The sequence below is a fragment of the Anaerobacillus sp. ABR4_321 genome (assembly GCF_056158505.1).
The window spans coordinates 1,875,603-1,892,138 of record NZ_JBSWTK010000001.1; the positions used below are offsets into that span (position 1 = coordinate 1,875,603).

The 16,536-nt window shown below is 41.0% G+C and carries 14 protein-coding genes and 1 tRNA gene; 14 read left to right on the top strand and 1 reads right to left on the bottom strand.

Features of this window, described 5'->3' with window-relative positions; all coding sequences use genetic code 11:
• Positions 1–91 precede the first annotated feature (91 nt).
• The 13 genes from rph (at position 92) to ACXADT_RS09680 (ending at position 14,395) form a co-directional block, all read left to right on the top strand.
• Complete coding sequence (gene rph, locus ACXADT_RS09620; protein WP_270179492.1) at positions 92–850, top strand: ribonuclease PH; 759 nt, start codon at positions 92–94, stop codon at positions 848–850.
• Positions 843–1,436 carry an XTP/dITP diphosphatase gene (locus ACXADT_RS09625; protein ID WP_474834684.1) on the top strand — a complete coding sequence of 198 codons (594 nt, stop codon included), beginning with the start codon at positions 843–845 and terminating at the stop codon, positions 1,434–1,436. The genes rph and ACXADT_RS09625 overlap by 8 nt, the downstream gene beginning before the upstream one ends.
• A gap of 16 nt (positions 1,437–1,452) precedes the next feature.
• The gene (locus ACXADT_RS09630; protein WP_474834423.1) at positions 1,453–1,971 is read left to right on the top strand and encodes a metallophosphoesterase; all 519 of its coding nucleotides are present in this window, start codon (positions 1,453–1,455) and stop codon (positions 1,969–1,971) included.
• Positions 1,972–2,128: 157 nt separating this feature from the next.
• A tRNA-Arg gene (locus ACXADT_RS09635) sits at positions 2,129–2,205 on the top strand.
• A gap of 252 nt (positions 2,206–2,457) precedes the next feature.
• Positions 2,458–3,486: a tetratricopeptide repeat protein gene (locus ACXADT_RS09640; RefSeq protein WP_270179490.1), complete on the top strand. Its 1,029-nt coding sequence runs from the start codon at positions 2,458–2,460 to the stop codon at positions 3,484–3,486.
• A 262-nt stretch (positions 3,487–3,748) separates the two neighbouring features.
• Positions 3,749–5,041, top strand: coding sequence for a trigger factor (gene tig / locus ACXADT_RS09645; protein ID WP_270179489.1), 1,293 nt, complete (start codon positions 3,749–3,751; stop codon positions 5,039–5,041).
• Positions 5,042–5,359: 318 nt separating this feature from the next.
• The gene (gene clpX, locus ACXADT_RS09650) at positions 5,360–6,634 is read left to right on the top strand and encodes an ATP-dependent protease ATP-binding subunit ClpX (protein WP_270179488.1); all 1,275 of its coding nucleotides are present in this window, start codon (positions 5,360–5,362) and stop codon (positions 6,632–6,634) included.
• A gap of 125 nt (positions 6,635–6,759) precedes the next feature.
• Positions 6,760–8,427 (top strand): ATP-dependent protease LonB, encoded by a 1,668-nt coding sequence (gene lonB, locus ACXADT_RS09655; protein ID WP_474810897.1) that lies wholly within the window; start codon positions 6,760–6,762, stop codon positions 8,425–8,427.
• Between the two features lie 163 nt (positions 8,428–8,590).
• The gene (gene lon, locus ACXADT_RS09660) at positions 8,591–10,912 is read left to right on the top strand and encodes an endopeptidase La (protein WP_474810898.1); all 2,322 of its coding nucleotides are present in this window, start codon (positions 8,591–8,593) and stop codon (positions 10,910–10,912) included.
• Entirely contained in the window at positions 10,909–11,490 is a 582-nt protein-coding gene (gene yihA, locus ACXADT_RS09665) for a ribosome biogenesis GTP-binding protein YihA/YsxC (protein WP_474834425.1), read from the top strand. The genes lon and yihA overlap by 4 nt, the downstream gene beginning before the upstream one ends.
• Before the next feature lie 582 nt (positions 11,491–12,072).
• Positions 12,073–12,900, top strand: a complete 828-nt coding sequence (locus tag ACXADT_RS09670) for a transporter substrate-binding domain-containing protein (protein ID WP_474810900.1) — start codon at positions 12,073–12,075, stop codon at positions 12,898–12,900.
• A gap of 76 nt (positions 12,901–12,976) precedes the next feature.
• Positions 12,977–13,636, top strand: coding sequence for an amino acid ABC transporter permease (locus ACXADT_RS09675; RefSeq protein WP_270179483.1), 660 nt, complete (start codon positions 12,977–12,979; stop codon positions 13,634–13,636).
• An 18-nt stretch (positions 13,637–13,654) separates the two neighbouring features.
• Positions 13,655–14,395, top strand: a complete 741-nt coding sequence (locus ACXADT_RS09680; protein WP_270179482.1) for an amino acid ABC transporter ATP-binding protein — start codon at positions 13,655–13,657, stop codon at positions 14,393–14,395.
• A 41-nt stretch (positions 14,396–14,436) separates the two neighbouring features.
• Here the strand turns inward: ACXADT_RS09680 and ACXADT_RS09685 are convergent, their stop codons facing one another.
• Positions 14,437–14,913, bottom strand: a complete 477-nt coding sequence (locus ACXADT_RS09685; RefSeq protein ID WP_270179481.1) for a LiaI-LiaF-like domain-containing protein — start codon at positions 14,911–14,913, stop codon at positions 14,437–14,439.
• A gap of 238 nt (positions 14,914–15,151) precedes the next feature.
• Between ACXADT_RS09685 and hemA the strand changes: the two genes are divergently transcribed.
• On the top strand, positions 15,152–16,525 hold the full coding sequence (gene hemA / locus ACXADT_RS09690; RefSeq protein ID WP_270179480.1) for a glutamyl-tRNA reductase: 1,374 nt from the start codon (positions 15,152–15,154) through the stop codon (positions 16,523–16,525).
• The last annotated feature ends 11 nt before the right edge of the window (positions 16,526–16,536 follow it).

Sequence of the window (16,536 nt, forward strand, 5' to 3'; positions counted from 1 at the left end):
AGGATGAAAGGGCAGGAATACTGCCCTTTTTTATTTTGTAAATGAAAGAAAGGCACAGGTTCCACAGGCACCGATGAACAGGAGGAAGATTATGAGAGTCGATGGACGTGAACATAATGAAATACGAACTATACATATTGAGAAAGATTACGTTAAGCACCCTGAAGGTTCTGTATTAATCTCAGTTGGGGATACGAAAGTGATTTGTAATGCTTCAATTGAAGAAAGGGTTCCACCTTTTATGAGGGGGCAAGGAAAAGGCTGGGTAGCTGCAGAGTACGCGATGCTGCCGAGAGCTACGGAACAGCGAAATATTCGAGAGTCTAGTAAAGGTAAAGTGGGAGGACGCACGATGGAAATCCAGCGCCTCATCGGACGTGCCCTTCGTACTGTCATTGACCTTGAAGCACTAGGTGAACGGACGATCTGGATCGATTGTGACGTTATCCAGGCAGACGGTGGAACACGCACCGCATCGATCACTGGAGCATTTGTGGCGATGGCACTTGCTATAGAAAAAGCCCTAGCAAATAAACAGATCAAGAAGATGCCGATAACGGATTTTCTGGCTGCTACATCTGTAGGGATCAATAAAGACGGTGAGGCTATCCTTGACCTCTGTTATAAAGAAGATTCGACAGCCCAGGTAGATATGAACATTGTGATGACAGGGAAAAGTGAGTTTGTGGAAGTTCAGGGTACCGGGGAAGAAGCAACGTTTACCATGAACCAAATGAACGAAATGCTTTCACTCGCACAGTCAGGAATAGAAGAACTGATCATCAAACAAGCGGACGTAATCGGTGAGTTTTCGGAGAAAATCAAAGGAGGTACGAGTGAAAATGCGTAAGCTTCTTGTAGCCACGAAGAATAGCGGGAAAGTTAAAGAGTTTAAACGTCGCTTTGAAACGGAACAGTTACAAGTAATCTCACTCTTAGACATGGAAGAAGCACCGGATGTGGAAGAAACAGGTACTACTTTTGCCGAAAATGCCGTTTTAAAAGCTGAAACGATCATGCGTATGACGAATCAGATCGTGATTGCTGATGATTCTGGATTAGTCATCGACGCCTTAGATGGTGAACCTGGTGTTTATTCTGCAAGGTATGCAGGTCCAGAGAAAGATGATGAAGCTAACATTGATAAAGTGTTAACAGAATTAAAAGGCGTACCAGATGACAAGAGAACAGCTTCGTTTCAATGCGTGTTAGCTGTTGCGAGCCCTGGTAAAAAGACTGAAATCTTTTCAGGATCGTGTGAAGGTAGAATTGCTCATAAACGATCAGGTTATGAGGGCTTTGGCTACGACCCAATCTTTTTCGTTCCATCTTATCAAAAGACAATGGCTGAACTTTCCCCGGAAGAAAAAGATTCTATTTCACATAGAGGGGAAGCTCTTGATCGATTGGAAGAAGCATTTCAAGAACTACTATAAAATGAGGTGATAAAATATGAAGATACTCGTTGTAAGTGACAACCATAGCTCATCTGAAGAGCTCCAGAATCTCGTTCGGAGGCATCAAGAAGAAGTTGTATGTATGGTACATTGCGGTGATTCCGAGTTTGACTACGATGATTCCCGAATGACCTCTTTTCAGCTACGAGTTAGGGGAAATTGTGATTTTGATACACGATACCCTGAGAATGTTGCTGAGACAGTGGGCGGAAAAACAGTTTTTGCAACACATGGTCACTTGTACGGTGTTAAGATGAACTTGATGAATTTAGCTTATAAAGCAGAAGAGACGGGAGCGGACCTTGTTTGCTTCGGACATTCTCATGAAGCGACTGTTCATTTTGATTCAAATATTTTATTCCTTAACCCAGGAAGCATCAGCTTACCTAGAAAGCCAACGATAAAAACATACGCAATAGTAGAATGGGTACATGATGAAGTGCAGGTTGTTTTTTATGATCATCAAGGAGAACGGGTAGATGAACTTACAAAGACGTATAAGCTAAGTTCCTAGAACAATACTGTGAGAGTTTACTGTCAGATGATTGAGCAATTGGCCAAAATGCTTGCCCATCACTGACAGTAAAATCATCCAGTTTTTCTTAAGAATTGGTATTGACTTTATTATGTTACTTAGGTATATTTATATTTGTCGCTAGCCGGCAAACGATGTCCCAGTAGCTCAGCTGGATAGAGCAACAGCCTTCTAAGCTGTGGGTCGGGAGTTCGAATCTCTCCTGGGACGCCATATACATATTCTCAAAGTCTTTTATCTTTTAGATAGAAGGCTTTTTTTATTTGAAACCGTAGTTTGGAGAGCTCCCTGTTTTTAATACTCGTAGTTAGGGTACGTTAGTAATGACTGGAGGAAGAAAGCAAGGGAGTACTGTAACTTGAGTTTACTTCTTTATACTGATAAACTGTAAGCTAATCGTAGCTGCGCCTTTCCTGCTGAAAACTCTTTTAATAGAGAATATAAGAGAGTGGAGCGAATACGTCTATGGACAAAGAAAAACATGAAAGGAAAATCGTTTATTTTCCAAATGTGGCAGGCAAGCTTGCCGAAAAAGGAATGGCAGCCCTTAAAGAAAAGAAGATCGATCAGGCACATGAACATTTTCGTCAACTATTAGAGATAGATCCTGACCACCCACAGGGCCATTTTGGGTTAGTACTCAGTCTTGTAGAACTAGGAGAGTTGACAGAAGCCTCTGAACGTTGCGAAAAGATGATGCAACAGGGGATCGGAGATTATTACGACATTTTTCAAGTATACATATCGATACTGGTTCAGCTTGGAAAGTATCAAAAAGTAGTTACGATGATCGAAGCGGTTCTTCAAGAAAACCAGCTTCCGTCGAACATTGCGGAGTCGCTCTATCAGCTTTTACATTTTAGTAGAAAAATGACTGGCTACGACATCACTTCTGATGAACAGTATGAAGACGTTCCGGAAGAAGAAGCAGACATGTTGATAAGCTATCTCGAAAGTGAAAAGACGGAAAAACAATGGTTAGCGATTCAAAAACTGAGTAATATCAGCGAAGAGAAGGCTATACCTGCATATTTAGCATACATAAACGCAACAGGGAAAGACCCACTTCTAAAAAGTCTTGTTCTGCAAGTGTTAAGAGAAAAGAAACTAGATCAAGAAGTGACCATACATAAGTTTGGAAGAGAGATTTCTGTCAATCCGTCTGAGTTGACAGACATTTTTATTCAAGAATTTTCGTTAGATGTAAAGAAGAAATTATCTGATCATGTTGAACAGGAAAATCCAGTGCTGTTTGAAATGTGCATGCAGATCTGGTGGCACTATCTCTTTGCTATTTCTCCATTCGAAGCTGATCCAAAGAATAGTTCTGTTTGGGCTGCCGCAGTACATATCGTAGCTTCTGAAATAAATGGAGAAAGCTATACTCGTCAAGAAATCGGAAGTATTTATGGCGTTAAGCCTTCGGAGTTTGAGGTGCCAGCTGATCGAATCAAGCGAATCGAGAATCAACCCTTTTATCGACCATTCGATTAGAAATAGCTGGAAACAGATCCTTTTCACTTGCGAATCGAAGCAAAAATAGGTAAGCTGAACAATGGTAAAGGCAGTGTGAATCATACTGTATGTATTGAAAAGCACCTGCACTATGTTATAATAAAATGGTTGCAAACCCATATTTACTAGTAAAAGAGATCGTTTAAAAAAGCCTTCTGGCGCTTTTATACTCCAAAAAGCGTCATCTTTTTTTAAACGCTCGATTAGTGGAAATATATTTATTGTTGGAGGGAATGTGTAAATGACTGCAAATTGGGAAAAGCTTGAAGGTAATCAAGGCGTCCTTACAGTAGAAGTTGATGCTGGTGAGGTAAATACAGCACTAGACGAGGCGTTCAAAAAAGTTGTAAAACAGGTTAATGTACCTGGATTCCGTAAAGGAAAGGTACCTCGTTCACTATTTGAAAAGCGCTTTGGCGTAGAATCTCTTTATCAAGATGCTCTTGATATCATCCTTCCTAAAGCTTATTCAGAAGCTGTAGAAGAAGCTGGAATCGACCCTGTCGATCGCCCAGAAGTTGACATCGAGCAAATTGAAAAAGGTAAAAACCTTATCTTCAAAGCTACTGTTACAGTTAAGCCTGAAGTAAAGCTTGGCGAGTACAAAGGACTTGAAGTTGAAGAAGAAGACACTACAGTAACAGATGAAGATGTTGAAGCTGAGCTTAAAGGGCTTCAAGAAAAGCATGCTGAGCTAGTAGTCGTTGAAGATGGCGAGATCCAAGAGGGAGATACAGCAATCATCGATTTCGAAGGCTTCCTTGGCGAAGAACCATTTGAAGGCGGAAAAGGTGAAAACTACTCTCTAGAAGTAGGATCTAACACATTTATCCCTGGTTTCGAAGAGCAGCTAGTAGGTGAAAAAGCTGGAGCTGAGAAGGAAGTAAAAGTTACTTTCCCTGAAGAGTACCATGCTGAAAACCTTGCTGGACAAGAAGCTACTTTCAAAGTAAAAGTTCACGACATCAAGCGTAAAGAGCTTCCTGAGCTAGATGATGAGTTCGCTAAAGATGTTAACGAAGAAGTAGCATCTCTTGATGAGCTTAAAAAGACTACAAAAGAAAATCTTGAGAAGCAAAAAGCTGAAGATGCTGATATGAAGAAGAAAGATACGTTGATCGAAAAAGCAACTGAAAACAGCGAAATCGATCTTCCATCTGCAATGGTTGACTCTGAAGTTGATCGTATGCTTCAAGAATTTGAACAACGTCTACAGCAGCAGGGCATGAACCTTGAGATGTACTATCAGTTCTCTGGTCAAGATGAGAAAGCACTTCGTGAGCAAATGCAAGAGGATGGCGAAAAGCGTGTACGCACAAACCTTACTCTTGAAGCGATCGCTGATGCAGAAAACATCGAAGTTTCTGAGGAAGAAGTTAACGAAGAGCTTGCTAAGATGGCAGCTATGTATAACATGGAAGAAGAACAAATTCGTCAAATGCTAGCGATGCAAGGCGGCGACGCTGCACTTAAAGGTGACCTCCGCGTTCGTAAAGCAATCGATGTATTAGTAGACAACAGCAAAAAAGCTTAATAGATCATCATAGATAAACAAGGCGCATTATGCGCCTTGTTTATTACACAAATATGTTGTAATGAAAACATATATTTTAGATAAACATAGTAGTAGGACAATTACTCAATACATATTAAGTCTCCTAAGAGTCGTTTTGCTTCATAACCTTTTGCGTTATATGATACAATTTCAATACATAATCAGGGTTGAAAAACCATTGGTGAATGCCCGTTAGAATTGCTTATTAGTGATCAGCGTTTCTAAAGACGAAATAGCAGAGACCTTTGCAATTTCACTATTCGGATTTCATCGAGATCAACGGTTAGGGGTGATTTCATGTTTAAATTTAACGATGAAAAAGGGCAACTTAAATGTTCCTTCTGTGGTAAAACACAGGATCAAGTTCGAAAACTTGTTGCGGGTCCAGGTGTATATATTTGCGACGAATGTATTGAGCTATGTACTGAAATCGTAGAAGAAGAGCTTGGAACTGAAGAAGAGGTTGATTTTAAAGAGGTTCCAAAACCTCATGAAATCTGCCAAATTCTTGATGATTACGTAATTGGCCAGGAAAAAGCTAAGAAATCACTTTCTGTAGCTGTATACAACCACTATAAGCGTATCAACGCTACTTCAAAGTCTGATGAAGTAGAACTTTCTAAGAGTAACATTGCTCTGATCGGTCCTACTGGTAGTGGTAAAACACTTTTAGCACAGACTCTTGCGAGAATCTTGAATGTTCCATTCGCGATTGCTGATGCAACATCACTAACTGAAGCTGGTTATGTTGGGGAAGATGTTGAGAACATCTTGCTCAAACTAATTCAAGCTGCTGACTATGATGTTGAAAAAGCTGAAAAAGGGATCATCTATATCGATGAAATCGATAAAGTTGCTCGTAAGTCTGAGAACCCATCGATTACACGAGATGTATCTGGTGAAGGGGTACAGCAAGCACTACTTAAAATTCTTGAAGGAACAACTGCAAGTGTTCCTCCACAAGGTGGACGTAAGCATCCTCATCAAGAATTTATTCAAATCGACACAACGAACATTCTCTTTATTTGCGGAGGAGCGTTTGATGGCATCGAGCAAATCATCAAGCGTCGTCTCGGTAAGAAAGTAATTGGGTTTAGTGGTGAAGCTAAGCAAGATGACTTGAAGCCAGGTGAATACTTAAGCAAGGTACTTCCAGAAGATTTACTTCGCTTTGGATTGATTCCAGAATTCATCGGACGTCTACCTGTTATTGGAAGCTTAGAACCACTTGATGAAGAAGCTCTTGTTGAGATTCTTACTAAGCCAAAGAATGCTCTTGTAAAACAATATCAAAAACTTCTCGAGTTAGATGATGTTGAGCTTGAATTCGAGGATGATGCGCTAGTTGAAATCGCTAAGCAAGCGATTGAAAGAAAAACTGGTGCTCGTGGATTACGTTCAATCATCGAAGGGATTATGCTCGATGTGATGTACGATCTTCCTTCTCGTGAAGAAATTAAAAAGTGCGTTCTTACTGCATCGACTGTAAGTGAGAAAACTTCTCCTCGCCTCGTTTTAGAGGACGGATCAGTAATTGAAGAGGGCAAAGAATCCCCTAAAGAGAGCGCATAAAGAATCAACCAACCACGAATGTGGTTGGTTTTTCTTTTTGGATAATCCTTTCCAAGTTTCCGGTTTATGGAACACTACCTCAGGAGATACTAATGCTATTGATTATTCTCCAGGAGGTACTTGTTATGAATTGGACAGGTGTTGCACTCGCTATACAATTGTTTTTTGGGATTGTAATTGGTTTATATTTCTGGAATCTACTAAGGAATCAAAGAACCCAGAAAGTTTCGATAGATAAGGAAGCTCGAAAAGAAATGGAGCAGTTGAGAAGACTTCGAAATATTTCGTTGAGTGAACCGTTATCAGAGAGAATAAGGCCTTCTGGTTTTTCTGAGATTGTTGGTCAAGAAGAAGGGATACGAACTCTTAAGGCAGCCATCTGTGGGCCTAACCCCCAGCACGTCATTATTTATGGACCGCCTGGTGTAGGAAAAACGGCAGCAGCAAGGCTTGTGCTAGAAGAAGCCAAGCGAAACAGAATGACACCGTTCAAACCCTCTGCGATTTTTGTTGAACTCGATGCAACGACTGCACGGTTCGATGAGAGAGGAATTGCAGATCCGCTGATTGGTTCTGTCCATGATCCTATCTACCAGGGTGCTGGTGCGATGGGACAAGCTGGCATCCCACAACCAAAACAAGGAGCGGTCACGAATGCGCATGGCGGGATTCTGTTTATTGATGAAATAGGAGAACTTCATCCTATTCAGATCAATAAGCTGTTAAAAGTCTTAGAGGACCGAAAAGTTTTCTTAGAAAGTGCGTATTATAGTGAAGAAAACTCGAACATTCCTGCTCATATCCACGACATCTTTCAAAATGGATTGCCTGCTGATTTCAGAATGATTGGGGCTACAACGAGATCTCCTGATGATATTCCTCCAGCTATTCGTTCACGATGCATGGAGGTGTTTTTCAGAGAGTTGACACAAGATGAAATTTCGAAGATAGCTGCTCGCTCTGCAAAGAAGCTGAATCTAACGATTGTAGAAGAAGGCATCGACCGAATAAGCCGGTATGCTAGAAATGGACGGGAAGCCGTGAATCTTATGCAAATCGCGGCTGGTCTAGCGATTACCGAAAACAGAAATAAGATCACTGCGGGTGATATGGAGTGGGTCATTCATGCGAGCAGATTAACTCCTAGGCCAGAAAGAAAAGTACCGAATCGTTCGCAAGTAGGATTGGTCAATGGGTTAGCAGTTTATGGCCCAAACACTGGGGCCCTCCTTGAGATCGAAGTGACGGCCGTTAAGTCGGATCAAGGCAAAGACGGTAGTGTCACTATAACGGGCATTGTTGAAGAAGAGAGCATTGGCAATCAGAGCAAATCCATAAGAAGAAAAAGTCTCGCTAAATCTTCAGTGGAAAACGTGTTAACGGTGTTAAAGTCGATGGGAGTCCCATCAACCCTTTACCACCTTCATATTAATTTCCCTGGTGGTGCACCTGTAGATGGTCCATCAGCTGGTGTCGCGATCGCGACAGGAATTTACTCTGCGATCAAAGGGAGTCCGATCAATAACAGAATTGCCATGACAGGTGAAATTAGTATTCACGGAGCAGTTAAACCTGTCGGAGGTGTGTTCGCAAAAGTCTCAGCTGCACGGGATGCTGGAGCTAAGATCGCGATTATCCCTGAGGAGAACAACGAAGAGATGCTTAAAACAATAGAAGGTATTACCGTAATGCCAGTCACCCATCTTTCACAAGTATTCGATGTAGCGTTTTTGTTAGAAAAAGCAGAAGAGTTTCCATCTTTTTCTATAGGAAAAACTCAGCCCGGCAGCTAAGTCGGGCTTTTCTACATGCTCATAAGTTTTTTATCCGTTTGAGCAGGGAAGATTAGACAAGTATAAGAAAGTTAGGATACAATGAAGTACAACTTATCAACAATGTGGACTCGGAAATAGAGTATAAATAACGTAATAGTTTGTTGTGTGGAGGTGCCTTAGATTGAATAATGAACATAAAACATTGCCATTACTTCCTTTAAGAGGATTGCTTGTTTATCCATCAATGGTTCTTCATTTAGATGTTGGCCGTGATAAGTCAGTACAAGCACTAGAACAGGTTATGATGGATGATCAACAAATATTTCTTTCAACGCAGAAAGAAGTAGAGATAGAAACTCCTGAAGAAGATGATATATACCAGGTCGGAACGCTCGCTACCGTAAAACAAATGCTGAAGCTTCCAAATGGGACGATCCGTGTCCTTGTGGAAGGAATACAGCGTGGGAAAATTGTTGATTTCAAAGAAAATGAGAATTATTATGAAGTACAAATTGAGCGGATTGAAGAAGCGATCGATTCAACAATCGAAGATAAAGCTTTGATGAGAACGGCGCTCGATTTATTCGAACAATATATTAAAGTATCAAAAAAAGTTACAGCTGAAACGTTTGCTTCTGTAAACGATATCGAAGAGCCGGGTAGGTTAGCGGACATCATCGCATCACATCTCTCTCTTAAAATCAGACAAAAGCAAGAAATTCTTGAAACGTATAGTACCCATGATCGCTTGAATAAGCTGATTGAAATCCTTCAAAATGAGAAAGATGTCATCGACTTAGAAAAGAAAATTGGACAGCGTGTAAAGCGTTCTATGGAGAAAACACAAAAAGAATATTACTTGCGTGAGCAAATGAAGGCAATACAGAATGAGCTTGGCGAAAAAGAAGGAAAGACTGGTGAGATCGCTACATTAAAAGAAAAGATTGAAGAAGCGAACATGCCAGAAAACGTTCAGGAAATGGCTTACAAAGAATTGGATCGCTATGAAAAGATTCCTCAAAGTTCAGCTGAAAGTTCTGTTATTCGCAATTATATCGATTGGTTAATTCAATTGCCATGGTCAAAGGAAACGACGGATAACCTTGATATTCACCATGCAGAAAAGATTTTGAATGAAGATCATTATGGACTTGAAAAAGTGAAAGAACGAGTACTTGAATACCTTGCAGTTCAACAGCTAACGAACTCACTAAAAGGACCTATCCTATGTCTTGTAGGACCTCCTGGAGTCGGAAAAACTTCCTTAGCTAAGTCTGTTGCAAGGTCGATTGGACGTGAATTTGTTCGCATTTCTCTAGGCGGCGTTAGGGATGAAGCTGAAATTAGAGGTCATCGTAGAACGTACGTTGGCGCGATGCCGGGTCGAATTATCAGAGGGATGAAGAAAGCTGGAACGATCAATCCTGTTTTTCTTCTAGATGAAATCGATAAGATGTCGAATGATTTTAGAGGCGATCCTTCTGCTGCGATGCTTGAAGTATTAGACCCTCAACAAAACAATTCATTTAGTGACCACTATATTGAAGAGCCGTATGACCTTTCTAAAGTCATGTTTGTGACTACAGCTAACAATCTTGCTACAGTCCCTGCTCCGTTACTGGATCGTATGGAAGTGATTCAGATTGCAGGTTATACAGAAATCGAAAAGGTTAACATCGCAAAAAGTTACCTTTTACCTAGACAGTTGAAAGAACATGGTCTAAAGAAAAGTAACCTTCAAATAAGAGATGAAAGCCTCACTAAGTTAGTTCGCCATTATACGAGAGAAGCTGGGGTTCGTAACTTAGAACGCCAGATTGCTACGGTCTGCCGTAAAGCGGCTAAACTCATCGTATCTGGTGAAAAGAAGCGTGTCGTGGTAACAGAGAAAATGTTAGAAGAGTTATTAGGACATCCTAAGTTCCGCTATGGAGAAGCAGAAGCAGAAGACCAAGTAGGGACTGCAACGGGACTTGCGTATACGACAGCGGGTGGCGATACATTAGCGATCGAAGTGTCCCTGTCACCTGGTAAAGGAAAGTTGATTCTAACAGGTAAGCTTGGAGACGTTATGAAAGAGTCTGCACAGGCAGCATTTAGCTATATTCGTTCTCGCTCTAAGGAGCTTTCCATTGATCCTGCTTTCCATGAAAACAATGATATTCATATTCATGTCCCTGAAGGAGCTACTCCAAAAGACGGTCCTTCAGCAGGTATTACCATCGCAACGGCACTTGTTTCTGCGCTAACTGGTAAAGCCGTTCGAAGAGATGTCGGTATGACAGGGGAAATCACCTTGCGTGGGAGAGTGCTGCCTATCGGTGGCTTGAAAGAAAAGTCATTGAGTGCTCACCGTGCAGGTCTTACGACAATTATCATGCCAAAAGAAAATGAGAAAGATCTAGAAGATATCCCTGAGAGTATAAGAAATGACCTTACATTCCTACCGGTGAGTCATCTAGATGAAGTGTTAAAAACCGCACTTGTGGGGGAAAAGAAATGAAAGTAACGAAATCTGATTTTATTATTAGTGCTGTTAAGCCTGAACAATACCCTGATGATCACTTACCTGAAATCGGTCTTGCAGGTAGATCGAACGTAGGGAAATCTTCATTGATCAATACGTTGATCAATCGTAAGAACCTTGCGAGAACGTCAGGTAAACCTGGTAAAACACAGACGCTTAACTTTTACCTTATTAACGAACTGCTCTATTTTGTCGATGTCCCAGGCTATGGATTTGCTAAGGTCTCAAAAAAAGAAAGAGATGCATGGGGCCGCATGATCGAAACGTATCTAACGGATCGTGAAGACTTAAAAGCAGTCATTCTAATCGTAGACCTAAGACATGCGCCTTCCAATGATGATGTGATGATGTACGATTGGTTAAAACATTATGAGATTCCTGTCATCGTTGTGGCTACTAAATCTGATAAGATCCCTAAGGGGAAGTGGGCAAAGCATCTTAAGGTTGTGAACCAAACCTTAAAATTAGAGCCGACAGATAAGCTCGTTACGTTTTCTTCTCAAACAGGACAAGGTAAAGAAGATGTCTGGAGTGCAATTAAATCATATATTTAATGATGGACCTGGCGTAAATGCCAGGTCTTTAGTATGTAGGGAAGTACGGTGTTGGATTAGAATAGTCGTTGATGGCAAAGGGGTTGTCATGATCTCTTTTAAACCATTGGGACGGAACGTTCTTTTTGGATTAATTCAAATTAAGTAGGAGAGACGATCGCGGACTCCTGCGGTAGAACGGGCGGCCGAGTCCGGGGTGTGGATTTCACCTCGGGCTTGGACGTTCGTCCGCGGAAAGCCTGCGATCGTCATCGACTACGGCATCGGGAGCACCGAATAATGACTTCGGTTTCTCGACAAGCTGGAGACTTGGCGTAAAGCCAGGTCTTTTTTATCGGTCTATTTTTCTAAAAATTGAAAAAACAAGGTTTGTATTACCATTATGTTGGGAATAGGAACAAATGAGAGCAAACATCAGTATGAGTCCACTCAGTTAATACTTTGGTGATATTTGGGCTCTTAGAAGGGATGTGAGTAAAAAGTGACAATTGAATGAAATATCTAAATATTGGTATGATTGCAATACCGCAGTTTACATAACATTAACTGCTATTCGAATAGTCGTTAAGGGGGACAAGTTTAATGAAAAGAAAGTGGAGTTTTTTAACAGCTGTGTTACTATCTCTCGTTTTAATTCTTGCAGCATGTGGAGGAGGAAACGAAGGAAATAGTAATAATGGCGGTTCAGAAGGGTCTGGAGAAGAAGGTAGTAACTTAGAACTAACCGAAGACGGGAAATTCCGCTATGTTGTTTCTGGTGAATTCCCTCCATTCAGTACAGTGGACGAGAATGGAGACCTTTCAGGCTATGATGTAGCAGTAGGAAAAGCGATTGCTGAGAAAATTGGTCTTGAGCCCGAAGTAGAAAAGTTTAAGTTTAGTGGTATGGTATCAGCGATTAAATCTGGTCGATATGATGCAGCTGTAGCGAGTCATACGATTACTGAAGAGCGAAAGAAAGCAGTTAACTTTAGTGAACCATACTATTATTCTGGTCCAGTACTTTATGTTCAACCTGGTAGCGATATTAAGAGCGTAGAAGATCTAGCTGGTAAAGATGTAGCAGTTTCCAAAGGGTCCACTTACGAAAAGTCAGCTCAGGAATATACAGATAAGATCTCTAACTACGATAGTGACCAAACAGCACTACGTGCGTTGAGTGAAGGAAAGCATGACGCTGTTATCACAGATGATATTACTGGTAAGCAAGCGATCGAAGAAGGATTTAAAGTTGAAAAAGTTGAGCAACTCGGCACAAGTGAACAAGCAGTAGCGATCAAGCAAGAAAATAAGAACTTACTTGAAGCTGTTAACAAAGCGATCATGGAGCTTAAAGAAGATGGAACGCTGAAACAACTTAGTGAGGAATACATCGGAGTAGACATCACCCAGAACCCTGACAATGAGTAAGGAAAGGAATGTGTGCTAGCGCACACATTCTTTTTTACCAGTAAGCGTTTATTGAAATCGAAGGAGCTGATTGTTCTTGCCTACATTCTCTCATTTTTTTGAAACACTATTAAGTAGTTATCCTGTCTTTTTTGAAGGTCTCTGGCTAACCATTCGGGTAACTGCAGTATCCATTTTAATTGCCGTATTTATCGGTTTACTTTTTGCTTTATTTAAAATATCCAAAGTTAAAGTATTGAATTGGATCGCCAATGTGTACATAGCTGTAATTCGAGGAACCCCTCTAATCGTTCAAATCTTTATTTTCTATTTTGGTTTAACGGAATTTAATATCCCGAAATTTTGGGCTGCATCTATTGGATTAGCTCTTCATAATGGTGCCTATATCGCAGAGATCTTTCGTGGTTCGATTCAATCCATTGATAAAGGACAAATGGAAGCAGGGCGTTCACTTGGTATGAGTCATACGCTTGCAATGAGACGGATTATTTTACCTCAGGCATTCAGACGCGCACTGCCTCCACTTGGAAACCAGTTCATCATTGGATTAAAAGACTCGTCTCTAGCAGCATTTATAGCCCTTCCTGAGTTGTTCAGTGTAGCAACTACACAGGGAGCAAGGACATTTGATGAAATGACTTATCTATTGATCGTAGCAGTTTACTATCTAGTACTCGTTCTCATCTTTACACTACTGGTTAACCTGCTTGAGAAACGATTGTCCGCGAGTGATTAAGAAGAGAGGTGCAGTATAATGGCAGAAAAAGGTGAAATGATTCGAGTAGAGAAACTGAACAAGTCGTTTGGAGATCTTCATGTATTGAAAGATATCGATATGGAAGTGAAAGAGAGTGACGTGGTCGTATTGATCGGTGCGAGTGGATCCGGTAAGAGTACACTTCTGCGTTGTATGAACTTCCTTGAGATAAAAAATAGCGGGAAAGTCATTATAGAAGGACAAACGATCGAACCAAATAAAGACAATTTAAACAAAGTTCGTCAAAAGGTCGGAATGGTGTTCCAGCATTTCAACCTATTTCCTCACAAGACGGTATTGAATAATGTAATAGAAGCCCCTTTACAGGTGAAAAAAATGAAGAGAGCTCAAGCAGAAAAAGAAGGCAGAGAGCTCCTCGCAAAAGTTGGTCTAGCTGATAAAGCGGATGTGTACCCAAATAAATTATCAGGAGGCCAAAAACAGCGAGTAGCTATAGCGAGATCACTTGCTATGAAGCCTGAAATCATGTTGTTTGATGAGCCAACATCTGCTCTAGACCCAGAATTGGTCGGAGAGGTTCTTTCAACGATGAAGGAACTTGCCAAAGAAGGCATGACGATGGTAGTCGTTACGCACGAAATGGGCTTCGCCCGTGAAGTAGCTGACTGGGTCGTTTACATGCACGATGGAAAAATAGTCGAAAAAGGAAAACCGGCAGATATATTTAACGATCCAAAAGAACAAAGAACGCAAGACTTTTTGAGCTCGATATTATAAGCATAATAAAGAAGTGAGGATCCAAGCACATGCTTGGACCCTCACTTCTTTTTGACTACTAAGTAAACTCCTATAAGGATTAAGGCTAAAGGCCAGAATTGCCCAACAAACGAAAAGGTCGATGCGAGCCAGAGTTGAAAACCTGTGTAAAGCAGCTCGATAATAGATAGGGCTAATAGTAATAACCCTGGTATCAAACCGGATTTTTTAGTTTTGTAGTAAGTAGCAAGGTAAGCCACACTTAATATTAATGAGTACATCCCCCACGTATTAGGCCACAGTGCGAGTTTATTCACGAAGTAGAAGTGAACGCCGAGACCCAATATGAGCACACCAGGGAATAACAACGCTCCTTCTTTTGATATCAAACCCTGTATGATCATCGCAACACCGATTAGAATCAGGATGATTTGCCAGCTTGTGATTTGTTCAGAGATGGGCAAACTTAGAGTTTGGACAAGAAAATATAGTCCGATTCCAATAAACAGAACGCCTGGAAAAACACTTTGTCGTTTCAAGAAATGAGCCTCCTATTGTCAGAATTGCACGTTCTTTGCTAAACTTTGCGTTTTCTGGTACATTATTAGTGGTATGACTACTTATAATAACGCTTAGATACTTTTTTTACATCATATCACATCTTGTTTCAAAGTCTGTTCACAATTTGAAACTCTGTGATTTTTGTCACATGTTAAAATAATAGTAACTGATACTATAAGAACATGTTCCGGGTTAACAATATTTGGGGGTGGAACGATGCACATCCTGGTCGTAGGGTTGAACCACAAAACAGCCCCTGTTGAAATACGAGAGAAACTTTCGTTTCAGGAAGAGACATTACCTGAGGCGTTAAATAAGTTGCGTCACTCTAAAAGTATTCTAGAAGCCGTCATTCTTTCTACGTGTAACCGTACCGAGCTTTACGTAGTAGCTGATCAGCTTCACACAGGGAGATATTATTCTAAAGCTTTTCTATCCGAATGGTTCGGTATTGAAAAAGATGAATTTAGACCTTATCTAGAAATTCGAGAAAACGATGCAGCGACAGAGCATCTTTATCGCGTTGCGGCAGGTCTTGATTCACTTGTTGTAGGAGAAACACAGATTCTTGGCCAAGTGAGGAATGCTTTCCTACTTGCACAGGAATCACAAACTACTGGCACGATATTCAATCAGCTTTTCAAGCAAGCCATCACACTAGCAAAACGCGCTCACTCTGAAACAGAAATTGGGGAAAATGCTGTTTCTGTCAGTTACGCAGCAGTTGAACTTGCTAAAAAGATCTTCGGTGGGCTCGATAACAAGCATGTAGTTATTCTGGGCGCCGGTAAGATGGGTGAATTGACAGCCAAGCATTTAAAGAGTAACGGCGTAAGTCAAGTAACCGTCGTAAACCGTACTCTTGAGAAAGCATCTGAGCTTGCTTCACAATTCATGGGACAAGCACGTTCGATGGATGATATTCATACAGCTTTATCTGATGCAGATATTCTGATCAGTTCAACAGGATCTTCGAATTACGTGTTAACTGAAGACAACGTAAAACCTGTATTGAAAAAGAGAAGAGGGCGTCCTCTGTTCATGGTAGATATCGCGGTTCCACGAGATCTTGACCCTGCATTGAACAGCATGGATTCAGTATTCTTGTATGACATCGATGACCTTGAAGGGATCGTCGAGTCGAATATTGCTGAAAGAGAGAAAGAAGCTGAAAAGATTGAACTGATGATCGAAGAAGATCTTGTACAGTTTAGAGAGTGGTTGAACACACTTGGAGTTGTGCCGATGATTTCAGCGCTACGCTCAAAGGCGCTCTCAATTCAAGCTGAAACGATGAAGAGTATTGAACGGAAGCTTCCGGATCTTTCCGATCGTGAAAAGAAAGTTCTCAGTAAGCATACGAAGAGTATTGTTAACCAACTTTTACGAGATCCTATCGTTCGAGTGAAAGAGATGGCTGGAGAACCAAACGCAGAAGAGTCTCTCGAGATCTTCACTAAGATCTTTGCGATTGAAGAAGAAATCGAACGGGAACTTCATAAGCAGCGCGTACAAGAAAACGAAGAAAAAAGAAAGCAAGAAACCTTTGATTACTCAGCCTTATTAAGAGCATCAGAAGTGCGCTCCTAGGAGAGGAGACA